This window comes from Mycobacterium colombiense (assembly GCF_003284975.1).
Lineage (GTDB): Bacteria > Actinomycetota > Actinomycetes > Mycobacteriales > Mycobacteriaceae > Mycobacterium > Mycobacterium europaeum_A.
Window position 1 is genome coordinate 13,910 of record NZ_QMEU01000057.1, and the last position, 15,078, is coordinate 28,987.

The 15,078-nt window shown below is 68.2% G+C and carries 13 protein-coding genes; 5 read left to right on the forward strand and 8 right to left on the reverse strand.

What is annotated here, in order from left to right:
• The first annotated feature begins 202 nt into the window (after positions 1-202).
• The gene (locus DQP58_RS17450; RefSeq protein WP_112709532.1) at positions 203-1,507 is read left to right on the forward strand and encodes an MFS transporter; all 1,305 of its coding nucleotides are present in this window, start codon (positions 203-205) and stop codon (positions 1,505-1,507) included.
• Here DQP58_RS17450 and DQP58_RS17455 read toward each other — a convergent pair.
• Positions 1,407-2,417 carry a 3-isopropylmalate dehydrogenase gene (locus DQP58_RS17455; RefSeq protein WP_112709533.1) on the reverse strand — a complete coding sequence of 337 codons (1,011 nt, stop codon included), beginning with the start codon at positions 2,415-2,417 and terminating at the stop codon, positions 1,407-1,409. The two genes, DQP58_RS17450 and DQP58_RS17455, sit on opposite strands and share 101 nt — an antisense overlap.
• Positions 2,418-2,466: 49 nt before the next feature.
• Positions 2,467-4,053: a phosphoglycerate dehydrogenase gene (gene serA, locus DQP58_RS17460; protein ID WP_112709534.1), complete on the reverse strand. Its 1,587-nt coding sequence runs from the start codon at positions 4,051-4,053 to the stop codon at positions 2,467-2,469.
• A gap of 29 nt (positions 4,054-4,082) precedes the next feature.
• Between serA and DQP58_RS17465 the strand changes: the two genes are divergently transcribed.
• Together DQP58_RS17465 and wrbA are read left to right on the forward strand one after the other, a co-directional pair.
• Positions 4,083-5,525, forward strand: a complete 1,443-nt coding sequence (locus DQP58_RS17465; RefSeq protein ID WP_112709535.1) for a phytoene desaturase family protein — start codon at positions 4,083-4,085, stop codon at positions 5,523-5,525.
• Entirely contained in the window at positions 5,522-6,124 is a 603-nt protein-coding gene (gene wrbA / locus DQP58_RS17470) for an NAD(P)H:quinone oxidoreductase (RefSeq protein ID WP_112709536.1), read from the forward strand. Before DQP58_RS17465 ends, wrbA begins: the two co-directional genes overlap by 4 nt.
• Positions 6,125-6,196: 72 nt before the next feature.
• Here wrbA and ilvC read toward each other — a convergent pair whose 3' ends face one another.
• From ilvC to DQP58_RS17485, 3 genes are read right to left on the reverse strand one after another with little or no spacing between them, the layout of a single operon-like run.
• A complete protein-coding gene (gene ilvC / locus DQP58_RS17475) occupies positions 6,197-7,198 on the reverse strand; it encodes a ketol-acid reductoisomerase (RefSeq protein ID WP_112709537.1) in 1,002 nt (333 codons plus the stop codon).
• Positions 7,199-7,231: 33 nt separating this feature from the next.
• Positions 7,232-7,732 (reverse strand): acetolactate synthase small subunit, encoded by a 501-nt coding sequence (gene ilvN, locus DQP58_RS17480; protein ID WP_066862065.1) that lies wholly within the window; start codon positions 7,730-7,732, stop codon positions 7,232-7,234.
• The gene (locus DQP58_RS17485) at positions 7,732-9,549 is read right to left on the reverse strand and encodes an acetolactate synthase large subunit (RefSeq protein ID WP_240629909.1); all 1,818 of its coding nucleotides are present in this window, start codon (positions 9,547-9,549) and stop codon (positions 7,732-7,734) included. The genes ilvN and DQP58_RS17485 overlap by 1 nt, the downstream gene beginning before the upstream one ends.
• Before the next feature lie 409 nt (positions 9,550-9,958).
• Between DQP58_RS17485 and DQP58_RS17490 the strand changes: the two genes are divergently transcribed.
• On the forward strand, positions 9,959-10,315 hold the full coding sequence (locus tag DQP58_RS17490) for a PH domain-containing protein (protein WP_112709539.1): 357 nt from the start codon (positions 9,959-9,961) through the stop codon (positions 10,313-10,315).
• A 9-nt stretch (positions 10,316-10,324) separates the two neighbouring features.
• On the opposite strand, the gene DQP58_RS17495 is transcribed toward DQP58_RS17490, so the two are convergent.
• The gene (locus DQP58_RS17495) at positions 10,325-11,182 is read right to left on the reverse strand and encodes a DoxX family protein (RefSeq protein ID WP_112709540.1); all 858 of its coding nucleotides are present in this window, start codon (positions 11,180-11,182) and stop codon (positions 10,325-10,327) included.
• Between the two features lie 252 nt (positions 11,183-11,434).
• Here DQP58_RS17495 and DQP58_RS17500 point away from each other — a divergent pair, with 252 nt between their 5' ends.
• Positions 11,435-12,565 carry a PQQ-dependent sugar dehydrogenase gene (locus tag DQP58_RS17500; RefSeq protein ID WP_112709541.1) on the forward strand — a complete coding sequence of 377 codons (1,131 nt, stop codon included), beginning with the start codon at positions 11,435-11,437 and terminating at the stop codon, positions 12,563-12,565.
• Between the two features lie 101 nt (positions 12,566-12,666).
• Here DQP58_RS17500 and gatB read toward each other — a convergent pair whose 3' ends face one another.
• Together gatB and DQP58_RS17510 are read right to left on the reverse strand one after the other, a co-directional pair.
• A complete protein-coding gene (gene gatB, locus DQP58_RS17505) occupies positions 12,667-14,181 on the reverse strand; it encodes an Asp-tRNA(Asn)/Glu-tRNA(Gln) amidotransferase subunit GatB (RefSeq protein WP_112709542.1) in 1,515 nt (504 codons plus the stop codon).
• A 10-nt stretch (positions 14,182-14,191) separates the two neighbouring features.
• Positions 14,192-15,078 (reverse strand): MinD/ParA family ATP-binding protein (locus tag DQP58_RS17510; RefSeq protein WP_240629907.1); only part of this gene is annotated, 887 nt, incomplete at its 5' end.

Below are 15,078 nucleotides of genomic sequence, written 5' to 3' on the forward strand. Positions count from 1 at the left end.
CAGACGATCCAAGCCCGTGACGGTCGCGAGCGCGGCGTAGCCGGGCGTGGCGGGCCCTCACCATCGGGCCCCGTGAGGGTCGCGAGCGCGGCGAAGCCGGGCGTGGCGGGCCCTCACCATCGGGCCCGCAATTTGCCCACCAATGGCGAACAACGGCACAAGTCCTACCCCTAAATTTCGCGCCGGTATGCAAGCATGGGGAATGCAGACCGAGCCCGCCGCGACGCCCGAAATCGGCACAGCCGCGCGCTGGTCGATCATGATCGTTTCGCTGCTGGCGACGGCGAGTTCATTCCTCTTCATCAACGGCGTCGCGTTCCTCATCCCGTCGCTGCAGGGCGCGCGCGGGATCCGGCTCGACGAGGCCGGCCTGCTGGCCTCCATGCCCAGCTGGGGCATGGTGGTCACGCTGGTGCTCTGGGGGTACGTGCTGGACCGGGTCGGCGAGCGGGTGGTGATGGCCACCGGCTCGGCCTTGACCGCGATAGCGGCCTACGCCGCCGCGTCGGCGCATTCGATGGTCCTGATCGCCGTCTACCTGTTTCTCGGTGGCATGGCCGCGGCCAGTTGCAACACGGCCGGCGGGCGGCTGGTGTCCGCGTGGTTCCCGCCACATCAGCGCGGGCTGGCCATGGGCATCCGCCAGACGGCCCAACCCCTCGGAATCGCCTTGGGCGCGATGATCATTCCCGAGCTCGCCGAACATGGGCCACAGGCCGGCCTTCGGTTCACCGCGTTGGCGTGCGCCGTCGGGGCGATTGTCAGCGTGATCGGCATCGTGGACCCGCCTCGCAAGCCCCGCGCCAGTGCGAGCCATCAGGAACTGGCCAGCCCATACCGAGGGTCGTTGACGCTGTGGCGAATTCACGCGGTGGCGGGCCTGATGATGATGCCGCAGACGGTCACCGTGACGTTCATGCTGGTGTGGCTGATCAGAAACCTGCACTGGTCGGTCGCGGCCGCCGGCGCGTTGGTCACTTTGTCCCAGCTGCTCGGCGCGGCCGGTCGGGTGGCCGCGGGCCGCTGGTCGGATCGGCTGGGCTCACGCATGCGGCCGGTGCGCTACATCGCGGCCGCCGCCGTGCTGACCCTGCTGCTGCTGGCGTGGGCCGATTACATGAACACCCGGTGGCAGTCGGTGCTGATGGTCGCCATCTCGGTGATCGCGGTACTCGACAACGGGCTGGAAGCCACCGCCATCACCGAATTCGCCGGGCCTTACTGGAGCGGTCGGGCCCTGGGCATCCAGAACACCACCCAGCGGATGATGGCGGCCGCCGGTCCCCCGCTGTTCGGTGCCTTGATCTCGGCCGCGAAGTATCCGCCGGCATGGGTGCTGTGCGCGCTGTTCCCCCTGGCGGCAATCCCTTTGGTGCCCACCCGATTGCTGCCGCCCGGGTTGGAGACTAGAGCCCGGCGGCAATCCGTTCGCCGACTTCGGTGGTGGCGCGCCGTTCGTTCCCACGCGTTGCCAGATATTGCTCGACGGCCCGGTCCACCCGCGTAGCGGCGGTCTCCTCGCCGAGGTGGGCCAGCAGCAGCGCCACCGACATGATGGCGGCGGTCGGATCGGCGATGCCCTGGCCGGCGATGTCCGGCGCGCTGCCGTGGACGGGCTCGAACATCGACGGGTTGGTTCGGGTGCCGTCAATATTTCCACTGGCGGCCAAGCCAATTCCACCGCACACCGCCGCCGACAGGTCGGTGATGATGTCGCCGAACAGGTTGTCGGTGACGATCACGTCGAAGCGACCGGGGTCGGTGACCATGAAAATGGTCGCGGCGTCGATGTGTTGGTAGGCCACTTCGACGTGGGGATAGTCCTGGCCCACCTCGGCCACGATGCGCGACCACAGCTTGCCGGCGAAGGTCAGCACATTGGTTTTGTGCACCAGCGTCAAATGCTTTCGGCGCCGCTGCGCCCGTTCGAACGCGTCGGCCACCACGCGGCGCACACCGAACGCCGTGTTTTGGCTTACCTCGGTGGCGACTTCATTGGGCGTTCCGACGCGGATGGCGCCGCCGGTGCCGGTGTAGGGCCCTTCGGTTCCCTCGCGCACCACCACGAAGTCGATCTCGGGATTGCCGGCCAGCGGGCTGTTCACGCCCGGATAGAGCCGGCCCGGCCGCAGGTTGATGTGATGGTCGAGTTCGAAACGCAGGCGCAGCAACAAGCCTCGCTCGAGCACGCCGCTGGGCACCGACGGGTCACCGATGGCCCCGAGCAGGATGGCGTCGTGCCCACGCAGCTCGTCGACGACGGAGTCCGGCAGTAGCTCGCCGGTGGCGTGGTATCGGCGCGCGCCCAGATCGTAGCTGGTCTTGTCCACTCCGGGCAGCACCGCGTCGAGGACCTTGACGGCCTCGGCCACCACCTCCGGGCCGATGCCGTCACCTTCGATGATGGCAAGCTTCATCGGCGCCACTTCTCCTCATCGCTGCGCTCTGCATCGTCGCTGGCGCGCTTCACGAAAGATCAACCACCTCAAGCTTGTTGGCGCCGACGGCCGCGCCGATTTCGGCCCGCACGTCGCCCGGCACGTCGCGGTCCAGGCGCAGCAGGATCGTCGCACTCGGGCCCTCGGCGTCCTCGGAGAGTTGGGCGGCCTCGATGTTCACCCCGGCCGAACCGAGCAGGGTGCCGATCTTGCCCAGCGCGCCGGGCTGGTCGACATAGTTGATCACCAGGTTGATACCGCGGGCACGCAGATCGAAGTTGCGGCCGTTGATCTGCACGATCTTCTCCACCAGCTGCGGGCCCGACAGGGTCCCCGCGACGTTGACGGCGGTGCCGTCGTGCGCGACCGCGCGCACGTCGACCACGCTGCGGTGGTTCGGGCTCTCCGAGGCCGTGCCGATCTCGGCGGTGATGCCGCGTTCTTCGGCCAGCGCCGGCGCGTTGACGAACGTCACCGGTCCCTCGACGACGGCCGAGAACAACCCGCGTAGGGCCGAAAGCTTAAGCACCTCAACGTCTTCGGAGGCGAGCTCGCCGCGCACCTGCACCGACAAGGAGACCGGCGGGCCGTCGGAAAGCGTGGCGGCCAGCAACCCGAGCTTGCGCACCAGGTCCAGCCAGGGCGCCACCTCCTCGTTGACCACCCCGCCGCCGACGTTGACCGCGTCGGGGACGAATTCCCCGGCCAGAGCGAGCTTCACGCTCGCCGCGACGTCGGTGCCGGCCCGGTCCTGCGCCTCTTCGGTCGATGCCCCCAAATGCGGCGTGACCACCACCTGCGGCAGCTCGAACAGCGGGCTGTCGGTGCAGGGTTCCTTGGAGAAGACGTCGATGCCGGCCGCGCGGACGTGACCGCTGCGGACCGCTTCGGCCAGCGCCGCCTCGTCGACCAGACCACCGCGGGCCGCGTTGACGATGATGACGCCCGGCTTGGTCTTGGCCAGCGCATCCTTGTCGATCAGGCCCGCGGTCTCGGGTGTCTTCGGCAGGTGCACCGAGATGAAGTCGGCGCGGCCCAGCAGCTCGTCCAGCGTCAACAGTTCGATGCCCAGCTGCGCGGCCCGGGCCGGCGATACGTAGGGGTCGTAGGCGACCAGGTGAGTCCCGAAGGCGCTGAGCCGCTGGGCGACCAACTGCCCGATCCGGCCCAGGCCCACCACGCCGACCGTCTTGCCGAAGATCTCGGTGCCCGAGAACGACGACCGCTTCCAGGCGTGCTCGCGCAGCGAGGCGTCGGCGGCCGGCACCTGGCGTGCCGCCGACAGCAACAGCGCCAGCGCGTGCTCGGCGGCGCTGTGGATGTTCGACGTCGGCGCGTTAACCACCAGGACACCGCGCTCGGTGGCGGCGTCGACGTCGACGTTGTCCAGACCCACCCCCGCGCGGGCGACGATCTTCAGCTTGGGCGCCGCGGCCAGCACCTCGGCGTCGACCGTGGTGGCCGAACGCACCAGCAGCGCATCGGCCTCCGGCACGGCCGCCAGCAGCTTCTCCCGGTCGGGGCCGTCTACCCAGCGCACCTCGACCTGGTCACCGAGGGCGGCGACGGTTGATTCGGCGAGCTTGTCGGCAATGAGTACAACAGGCAGATTCACCCGGCCAGCCTATCGGCTGTAATTGACGCGTGGACGTCACCATCGTCGGCAGCGGACCCAATGGGCTGACCGCTGCCGTAATCTGCGCCCGGGCCGGTCTGAAAGTGCAGGTCGTCGAAGCTCAGCCGACCTTTGGTGGGGGCGCGCGCACCGCACCCGACCCAGATTCTGCGGGAGTCTTGCACGACATCTGCTCGGCGGTGCACCCGCTGGCGTTGGCGTCGCCGTTCTTCGCCGAATTCGATTTGCGCGCGCGCGGCGTGGGTCTGACGGTGCCGGACATCTCCTACGCCAACCCGCTGCCCGGGCGTCCGGCGGCCATCGCCTACCGCGACCTGGACCGCACCTGCGCCGAGCTCGAACACGGTGCGTCCTTCAAACGCCTGCTGGGTCCGCTCGTCGAGCGTTCCGACGACGTGGTGGCCCTGCTGCTGGGCGACAAACGGTCCATCCCGAACTCGCTGCCCTCGGCGCTGCGGCTGGGCCTGCGGATGCTGGCCCAGGGGACCCCGGCATGGGGGACGTTGGCCGGCGAGGACGCCCGCGCGCTGTTCACCGGCGTTGCGGCCCACATCATTTCGCGGATGCCGTCGCTGACCGCGGCCGGGGCCGGGATGATGCTGGCCACCCTCGCGCATTCGGTCGGCTGGCCGATTCCGGTGGGCGGCAGTCAGACGATCACCGACGCCCTGATCGCCGACCTGCGCGCGCACGGTGGCGAGCTGACGGCCGGCACGGAGGTCACTGAACCGCCTGACGGGGTCGTGGCCTTCGACACCGCGCCGACCGCGCTGCTGCGGATCTACGGCGACGCCCTGCCCGCCCGCTACGCGAAAGCGTTGCGGCGCTACACGTTTGGCCCCGGCGTCGCAAAGGTGGACTTCGTGCTGAGCGACGAGATCCCGTGGTCGGACGAGCGGCTGCGGCGGGCCCCGACGCTGCACCTCGGTGGCAGCCGAGCCCAGATGGCGCGCGCCGAGTCCGACATCGCCGCCGGCCGGCACGCGCAGTGGCCCATGGTGCTGGCGGCGTCGCCGCACGTCGCCGACCCCGGCCGCATCGACACCGCCGGCCGCCGCCCGTTTTGGACCTATGCCCACGTGCCGTCGGGGTCCACCGTCGACGCGACCGAAGCGGTGACCGCGGTCGTCGAGCGCTTCGCCCCCGGCTTCCGCGACGTGGTGGTGGCCGCGCGCGCGGTGCCGGCCGCGCGGTTGTGCGAGCACAACGCGAACTACGTCGGCGGCGACATCGGGGTGGGCGGCAACTCGGCCTGGCGGGCGATCGCCGGGCCGACGCCGCGGTTAAACCCTTGGCGCACACCGGTTCCCAAGGTCTATTTGTGTTCCGCGGCCACCCCGCCGGGCGGCGGTGTGCACGGCATGGCCGGCTACTACGCGGCGCGCACGTTGTTGCACCGGGAATTCGGGATCGACACGATGCCGGATCTGCGGCCTACGATGACGCCGTGACGAAACTCGCGATCATCTACTACTCGGCCACCGGCCATGGCACCACGATGGCGCAGCGCGTTGCCGCCGCGGCCGAGAAGGCGGGGGCCGAGGTCCGCCTGAGACACGTCGCCGAAACGCAGGATCCCGAATCCTTCGCCCACAACCCGGCCTGGACGGCGAACTACGAGGCCACCAAAGACCTTCCGGCCGCCTCCGGCGACGACATCGTCTGGGCCGACGCGGTGATCTTCGGTTCACCGACCCGCTTCGGCTCTCCGGCAGCGCAATTGCGCGCGTTCCTCGACTCGCTGGGCGGGCTGTGGGCACAGGGCAAACTCGCCGACAAGGTGTACGCGGGCTTCACGTCATCGAACACCGTGCACGGCGGCCAGGAATCCACCCTGCTCTCGCTGTACATCACGCTGATGCATTTCGGCGGCATCATCGTGCCCCCCGGCTACACGGACCCGTCGAAGTTCGTCGACGGCAATCCCTACGGGGCGAGCCTTATCACCACCCACGACAACATCGAGGACATCGGTGAGGTCACCGGCACTGCCCTCGAGCATCTGGCCATTCGGGTGGTCGAGACGGCCGGACGCCTGGCGGCGTCCTGAGCCGCCGAACGTGCACTCACGGCGAAAAAGTCACGAAATACTCGCCCTGAGTGCACGTTCGGCGCGAAAGAGCTAGGCGGTCTCGGTGATCGGCCGGTCGACCCAGCTCATCAGGTCGCGCAGCTTCTTGCCGGTGACCTCGATGGGGTGCTCGGCGTTCTCCTTGCGCAACTGCTCGAGCTGCTTGTTGCCGCCCTCGACGTTGGCGACCAACTTCTTGGTGAACTCGCCGCTTTGGATGTCGCGCAGGATCTCTCGCATCCGCTCCTTGGTGCCGGCATCGATCACGCGCGGACCGGACAGGTAGCCGCCGAACTCCGCGGTGTCGGATACCGAATAGTTCATCCGGGCGATCCCGCCCTCGTACATCAGGTCGACGATCAGCTTGAGCTCGTGCAGCACCTCGAAGTAGGCCATCTCCGGCGGGTAGCCCGCCTCGACCATCACGTCGAAACCGGTCTTCACCAATTCCTCTGTGCCACCGCACAACACGGCCTGCTCACCGAACAGGTCCGTCTCGGTCTCGTCCTTGAAGGTGGTCTTGATGACGCCGGCGCGGGTGCCGCCGATGGCCTTGGCGTAGGACAGGGCCAGCGCCTCGCCGTCGCCGTTCGGGTCCTGATCGACGGCGATCAGCGCGGGCACACCCTTGCCGTCGACAAACTGGCGGCGCACCAAGTGCCCCGGGCCCTTCGGTGCCACCATGGCGATGGTGACGTTGGCCGGCGGCTTGATCAGGTCGAAGTGGATGTTGAGCCCGTGGCCGAAGAACAACGCGTCCCCATCCTTGAGGTTGGGTTCGATGTCGTTCTTGAAGATGTCGGCCTGCGCGGTGTCGGGTGCCAGCAGCATGATCACGTCGGCCCACTTGGCGACCTCGGCGGGGGTGTCCACGTCCAGGCCCTGCTCTTCGACCTTGGCCCGCGACTTCGACCCCTCCTTCAGGCCCACCTTCACCTGCACGCCGGAGTCGCGCAGGCTCAGCGAGTGCGCGTGTCCTTGGCTGCCGTATCCGATGACACCGACCTTGCGACCCTGGATGATCGTCAGGTCCGCATCGTCGTCGTAGAACATTTCTAGTGCCACTGTTGAATATCTCCTTGTGTGTTACTTGGCCGTGCCGATTCCGCGTGGACCGCGAGACAGCGCCACCACTCCCGATTGGACTATTTCGCGGATCCCAAAAGGTTCCAGGATCCGCAGCAGCGCCTCGATCTTGCCGCGGTCGCCCGTCGCCTCGATCGTCAACGCCTCGGTGGAAACGTCGATCACCTTGGCGCGGAACAGGTTCACCGCCTCGATGACCTGACTGCGGGTGCCCGCGTCGGCGCGGACCTTGATCAACGCCAATTCCCGCGACACGGAGTTGTCGTCGTCGAGCTCGACGATCTTGATGACGTTGATCAGCTTGTTGAGCTGCTTGGTGATCTGCTCGAGCGGGGTCTCCTCGGCGGAGACCACGATCGTCATCCGCGACATGTCCTTCTGCTCGGTGGCACCTACCGCCAGCGATTCGATGTTGAAGCCGCGCCGGCTGAACAGCGCCGCCACGCGGGCCAGCACACCGGGTTTGTCCTCGACCAGCACCGAGAGGGTATGCGTTTGCATCAGGCGTGCCCTTCGCTCTCGTCGTCGAACAGCGGGCGGATTCCGCGGGCCGCCTGAATCTCGTCGTTGCTGGTACCGGCGGCCACCATCGGCCACACCTGCGCGTCGGCGCCGACGATGAAGTCGATCACCACCGGGCGGTCGTTGATCGCGCGCGCCGCCTTGATCACGTCTTCCACGTCTTCCTCACGCTCGCAACGCAATCCGACGCAGCCCAGCGCCTCGGCCAGCTTCACGAAGTCCGGAATCCGATGCGAATGCGTGGCCAGATCGGTCTGCGAGTAGCGCTCCTCGTAGAACAGCGTCTGCCACTGGCGCACCATGCCCAGGTTGCCGTTGTTGATCAGCGCCACCTTGATCGGCACGCCTTCGATCGCACAGGTGGCCAGCTCCTGGTTGGTCATCTGGAAACAGCCATCGCCGTCGATGGCCCACACCTCGGCCTCGGGGCGCGCCATCTTGGCCCCCATGGCCGCCGGGATGGCGAAACCCATGGTGCCCAACCCGCCCGAGTTCAGCCAGGTGCGCGGCTTCTCATAGGAGATGAACTGGGCCGCCCACATCTGGTGCTGGCCCACACCGGCGACGTACAGGGCATCGGGACCGGCGATCTGGCCGAGCTTTTCGATGACGTATTCCGGGCCGAGGCTGCCGTCACTCTGCGGCCCGTAGCTCAGCGGATAGGTGGACTGGACCTCGTTGAGGTAGGCCCACCACTCGGTCATGTCGAGCTTGCCGGGGACCCCGTCGTGCCGCAGCAACTCGAGCAGCTCGATGATGACGGCCTTGACGTCGCCCACGATCGGGACGTCGGCGTGGCGGTTCTTGCCGATCTCGGCGGGGTCGATGTCGGCGTGAATGACCTTGGCCTCCGGGGCGAAGGTGTCCAGCTTCCCGGTCACCCGGTCATCGAAGCGGGTCCCCAGCGCGATCAGCAGGTCGCTGCGTTGCAGGGCGGCCACCGCGGCGACCGTGCCGTGCATGCCGGGCATGCCCATGTGCTGCTTGTGGCTGTCGGGGAACGCGCCGCGCGCCATCAGCGTGGTCACCACGGGGATGCCGGTCAGCTCGGCCAGCTCGCGCAGCTGCTCGGTCGCGTCACCGCGGATGACCCCCCCGCCGACGTAGAGCACCGGCTTGCGGGAGGCCGCGATCAGTTTGGCGGCCTCACGGATCTGCCGGCTGTGCGGTTTGGTGTTCGGCTTGTAGCCGGGCAAGTCCAGGCGCGGCGGCCAGCTGAACGTGCACTGGCCCTGCAGCACGTCCTTGGGGATGTCGACCAGCACCGCTCCGGGGCGGCCCGAGGAGGCGATGTGGAACGCCTCGGCCAGCACTTGCGGGATCTCGTTACCTGAGCGGACCAGGAAGTTGTGCTTGGTGATCGGCATCGTGATGCCCGAGATGTCGGCTTCCTGGAAGGCGTCGGTGCCGATCAGCGAGCGTCCGACCTGGCCGGTCACGGCCACCACGGGGATCGAGTCCATCTGGGCGTCGGCCAGCGGGGTCACCAGGTTGGTCGCGCCGGGGCCCGAGGTCGCCATGCAGACACCGACCTTGCCGGTGGCGTGGGCGTAGCCGCTGGCGGCGTGGCCGGCGCCCTGCTCGTGACGGACCAGCACGTGGCGCAGCTTCTGCGAGTCGAACAGCGGGTCATAGACGGGCAGCACCGCGCCGCCGGGAATGCCGAAGATGACCTCTACGCCTAGTTCCTCCAGCGAACGAATCACCGATTGGGCGCCGGTAAGTTGTTCCGGCCCAATGCGTTTCGGCTTACCGGCCGCAGACTTCGCGACGGGCTTGGCCGCGTCCGTGGCGATGTCGGCAGCGTCCGGTGTCGCGGCGGGGTGCTGCCTGATGGGAGCGCTCACTGTCGTTTTCGTCCTTATTCATTTCCGGGAATCTCGCTGGGGCAACAAAAAACCCCCGACAGCTCATCTGCTGCACGAGGGTTGCGCGTTGGTGCTGGATTGCTTCAAATGCTCAAACGCAAGTCAGCCGCCAACGCGCCGACTAATTACTACGAGCATCCCGGGCTTTCCGGCGGTATCCATAGCGTCCGACGGTAGCCTTCGCACAGCTCAGCAGTCAAATCCGTGCCCGCTCACCAGGCGGGTTGACCGCCGCTACGCCGGGTGAGCGCGGCCGGAACCGGCCCCGGGCGCGGGGTGAAATGATGGTGGGGTGGCTAGCGGCTCGTCTCCCCAAACCCCGTCCCAGGCGCCCGTCGTGATCAAGGTGTCGCCGATCGCGCATCTGGCCGTCGGGTTCTTGACGCTGGGGTTGCTGATACCGGTGATGCTCTGGGCGCCGTCCCTGCCGCTGCTGATCCTGCCGATACTGCTGTCGGCGTTGATCATCCGGCTACGCACCGTCGCCGACGACCGGGGCGTGACCGTCCGGACGCTGCTGGGCAGCCGGTGGGTGCGCTGGGAGGAGATCGACGGGCTGCGTTTTCACCGCGGTTCGTGGGGTCGCGCGCGCCTCAAGAGCGGCGAAGAGCTGCGGTTGCCCGCGGTCACGTTCTCCACGCTGCCGCTGCTGACGCAGGCCAGCGCCGGGCGGGTCCCCAACCCCTACCAGTGAAGTGGCTGGTCAGCCGATCGGATTGACGCCGTTGAGCGCCACCCACACCCCGACACCGGCGGCGATGCCGGCCAGCAGCGCGACAAAGGAGCCGATGAAGGGCCGATGCGCCCAACCGCGGCGCGCGTCCAGGCCGTAGCGGCCGGGTCCGCACAGCACCACCGCGACGGCGAGGACGATCAGGGTGATCTGGTATTCGTGGCCCTCGGGCAGGAAGAACGAGAAGTTGCGGGTGTGCGGCCGCACCGAGACGCTGGCCAGCAGGCCGTTGATCAAGAACGCCAACGCGCCCGCCGCGGCGACCGGCGTGAACAGGCCCAGTATCAGCAGCACACCCGCCACCACCTCACCGCCGGCGCTCACGTAGGCGAGGATGTCCGCGTGCTGGTAGCCGACATCGGACAGTGAGTTCTTGAAGCCCGTTACGCCCGAGCCACCCCACCAGCCGAACAGCTTCTGCAGCCCGTGGGCGCCGAGCACCACGCCCAGCCCGACGCGCAGCAGCAGCAAACCGAGATGCTGCGTTCCGCGCCGGCCGACATCGTGCAGTCGGTCGTGGTGTTCGTCGTCGTCTAGGTCGGCCTCGGGAGCCGAGTGCCGGGCCGCCGAATGCGGCTGCACGTAGGGCAGGGGCTCCTGCTGTTCCAGCAGGTTGTAACCCCCGGCCCCGGAGCCGGCGGCCGCGGCGGCGGCGCCGTACGGGATGACGGTGGTGGTCCCGGTGGACGGGTTGAAGTCACCGGGATAGCCGACCGGCGTCAGGTCGTCTTCGGGATCGACCAGCCGCGCCGAGGCGGGGCGTCCCGGGGTCGGCTCCGGGGATTCGCCGGGGCGTTGCCAATGTGCGTCATTCGGTTGACTGGTCACGGGTGTCAGGGTAAGGGCATTCCGTCCCGAATTGGGGATTTGAGCGGCGCTTTCGCCTGGCAATCGGTGGTTTGCCCGTCAAACCGGCCCGGATCGACCCGAAACCGCCTTCCGGGCCCGTTTCGGCGGCCCGTGACACGAGATCGCGCGTGGCCGACGGTGGCGCGCGGCCACGCTCGGATCGGGCCTCGGCGGGCGGGCAGGAGGGACGTGTGTGGCGGCGCCGCCGACAGTGTCCGTAGCCTGACGGTCATGCGACTAGGGCGAGCGGGGCGGTCGGTTCGGCGCGGGTTCGCCGCGCTGTGCGCCCTCGTGCTGGTGACGAGCGGGTGCGCGCGCTTCAACGACGCCCAATCGCAGCCGTTCACCACTGCGCCCGAGCTCAAGCCGCAACCCAGCTCGACGCCTCCCCCGCCGCCGCCGCTGCCGCCCACGCCGTTCCCCAAGGCGTGCCCCGCCCCCGGCGTGATGCAGGGCTGCCTGGAGAGCACCAGTGGCCTGATCATGGGCCCGGACAGCAAAACCGCGCTGGTCGCCGAGCGCACCACCGGCGCGGTCAAGGAGATCGCGGTCAACGCCGAACCGAAGGTGAAGACGGTGATCCCGGTCGACCCGTCCGGCGACGGCGGCTTGATGGACATCGTGATGTCGCCCACCTACACCCAGGACCGCCTGATGTACGCCTACATCAGCACGCCCACCGACAACCGGGTGATCCGCGTGGCCGACGGCGACATCCCCAAGGACATCCTGACCGGGATCCCCAAGGGCGCCACCGGAAACACCGGGGCGTTGATCTTCACCAGCCCCACCACGCTGGTCGTGATGACCGGCGACGCGGGCAATCAGGCGCTGGCCGCCGACCCCAAGTCGCTGGCCGGCAAGGTGCTGCGGATCGAGCAGCCGACCACCGTGGGTCAGGCGCCGCCGACGACGGCGCTGTCCGGCGTGGGTGCCGGCGGCGGTCTGTGCACCGACCCGGTCGACGGCTCGCTGTACGTCGCCGACCGCACCCCGACGGCAGATCGGTTGCAGCGCATCACCAAAACGTCCGATATCTCCACGGTGTGGACCTGGCCGGACAAACCCGGCGTGGCCGGCTGCGCGGCGATGGACGGGACCGTGCTGGTCAACCTGATCAACACCAAGCTGACGGTCGCGGTGCGGCTGGCGCCGGCCACCGGCGCGGTCACCGGTGAACCCGATGTCGTCCGCAAGGACACCCACGCCCACGCCTGGGCGCTGCGCATGTCGCCGGATGGAAACGTCTGGGGCGCAACGGTCAACAAGACGGCCGGAGATGCTGAGAAGCTGGACGACGTGGTATTCCCGCTCTTCCCGCAGGGCGGCGGATTCCCGCGCAACAGCGACGACAAGAGCTAGCTGTACTCGGTCAGGCAGCTGCGTCCAACGTGGGCTTTAGGTACGAAACGCCTTCGCTATTCGTCCATATCCCACACGCTGGGTGAGCCGCAGCCGGGTGGTCAGCTCTGGCCGCAGGCGGCCAACACCAATTCGCGCACCCGCGCGGCGTCGGCCTGGCCGCGGGTGGCCTTCATCACCGCGCCGACAATCGCGCCGGCCGCGGCCACCTTGCCGCCGCGAATCTTTTCTGCCACGTCGGGATTGGCGGCCAATGCCTCGTCGACGGCGGCCTGGGTCACCGAGTCGTCACGCACCAGGGCCAGACCGCGCGCGGTCATCACCTCGGCGGGCTCGCCCTCCCCGGCCAGTACGCCCTCGACGACCTGACGGGCCAGCTTGGTGGACAGCTTGCCCTCGTCCACCAGCGCCACGACGGCGGCGACCTGGGCGGGCGTGATGGCCAGCTCGTCCAGCGCCACGTTGGCCTCGTTGGCCTTCTGCATCAAGAAGTTTCCCCACCAGGCGCGGGCCTGTTCGCTGGAGGCGCCGTGCGCGATGGTCGCGGTGACCAATTCGATGGCCCCGGCGTTGACGAGGTCGCGCATCACCTCGTCGGAGATGCCCCACTCGTCCTGAATGCGCTTGCGGCTCAACCACGGCAGCTCGGGGATGGACGCGCGCAGCTGCTCGACCAGTTCGCGGCTGGGCGCGACGGGCTCGAGGTCCGGCTCGGGGAAATACCGGTAGTCCTCGGCCGTTTCCTTGGTGCGGCCCGGGCTCGTGTAGCCACCGGTCTCGTGAAAGTGCCTGGTCTCCTGGATGATTCGACCATCCGAGGCCAGAACCGCGGCCTGGCGTTGCATTTCGTAGCGCACCGCCACCTCGACGCTTTTCAGCGAGTTGACGTTCTTGGTCTCGGTCCGGGTGCCGAACTGAGTCGCGCCGGTGGGTTTGAGCGACACATTGGAGTCACACCGCATGGAGCCCTGGTCCATGCGGACATCGGATACGCCCAAGGCGCGCAACAGGTCCCGCAACGCCGTCACATAGGCGCGGGCGATCTGCGGCGCGCGGGCTCCGGCGCCCTCGATGGGCTTGGTGACGATTTCGATCAGCGGCACGCCGGCGCGGTTGTAGTCGATCAGCGACGTGGTCGCGCCGTGGATGCGGCCCGTCTCACTGCCGATATGGGTGAGCTTGCCGGTGTCTTCCTCCATGTGCGCGCGCTCGATCTCGACCCGCCAGGTGGTGCCGTCATCCAGCGGCGCCTCCAGGTAGCCGTTGATGGCGATCGGCTCGTCGTATTGCGAAATCTGGTAGTTCTTCGGCTGGTCCGGGTAGAAGTAGTTCTTCCGGGCGAAGCGGCACCACGGGACGATCTCGCAGTTCAGCGCCAGCCCGATGCGGATGGCCGACTCGACCGCGGCCTGGTTGAGCACGGGCAGCGAGCCGGGCAGGCCCAGGCACACCGGGCACACCTGGGTGTTGGGTTCGGCGCCGAATGCGGTGGTGCATCCGCAGAACATCTTGGTGACGGTGGACAGCTCCACGTGCACCTCGAGGCCGAGTACCGGATCGAAACGCGCGATGACGTCGTCGAAGTCCATCAGATCGGCGCTGGCGGCAACACTCATGCGCTCGATCCTAATCGCGGCTGCGCGCGCGCTCGCCTCCCCTGCCGGGGAACATCTCGGCCAGCACGGCCGCCAGCTCGAGATAGCTGCGCCGACTCTCCTTGCTCAGCCGGTCCAGCGCGATCGTTCGCCCATCGTGGACGTGGCGATCGAACGGCAGCACCACCGTGGCCCCGACGCGGGCGGACAGCCGGTCGAGTTCGGTAGCAGCCACGGCGTCGACCTTGGCTGGCTCGACATGGTTGACGGCCAGCACCGTCCACTGCATCAGGGATTGATACCCGTTGTGGCACAACCAATCCAGCGTCGCACGGGTTTTCCGTATTGCATCGATGGCGGGACTCGTCACCACCACCAGGGCACGCGATTCCGGCAGAACAGCGTCCATCACAGCGGAATTGAGCGTTTTCACGCAGTCGACCAGCACCACCGAATACTGGTTTCGCAGCATCGAGAAGGCCCGCAGCATGTCGTGGCGCTCCAGGCGCCAGTCGCTGTCCGGCAGCCCGAGCACTTCCAGGCCGAAGCCGTTCATATACGTCAGCGCGCGGATGTCCTCGTACTGCGGCGCCGGGCTGCCGTGCAACAGGTCGGCCAGGCTGTGCGGGTTGCGGCGGCCGTGGCGTTCCGACAGGTCGCCGGCGTCGATGTCGAGGGCGAGCACCCGGTCGTCGCGTACCGCCGCGAACGTCGACCCCAGCGCCTCCACCACCGTCGTCTTACCGACCCCGCCCTTGAGGTTGAGCACGGCGATCGGGAAGGCACCGCCAACGATTGCGCGGATGCGCCGCCGCAGCTCGTTCTCGTACGCCGTGCTCTTGCCCGGGCCAAGCTCGATGCCGGTCACGCGGTGCAGCAACTGCCGCCAGTCGAACCGGTTGGCGGCGGTGTCCTGTG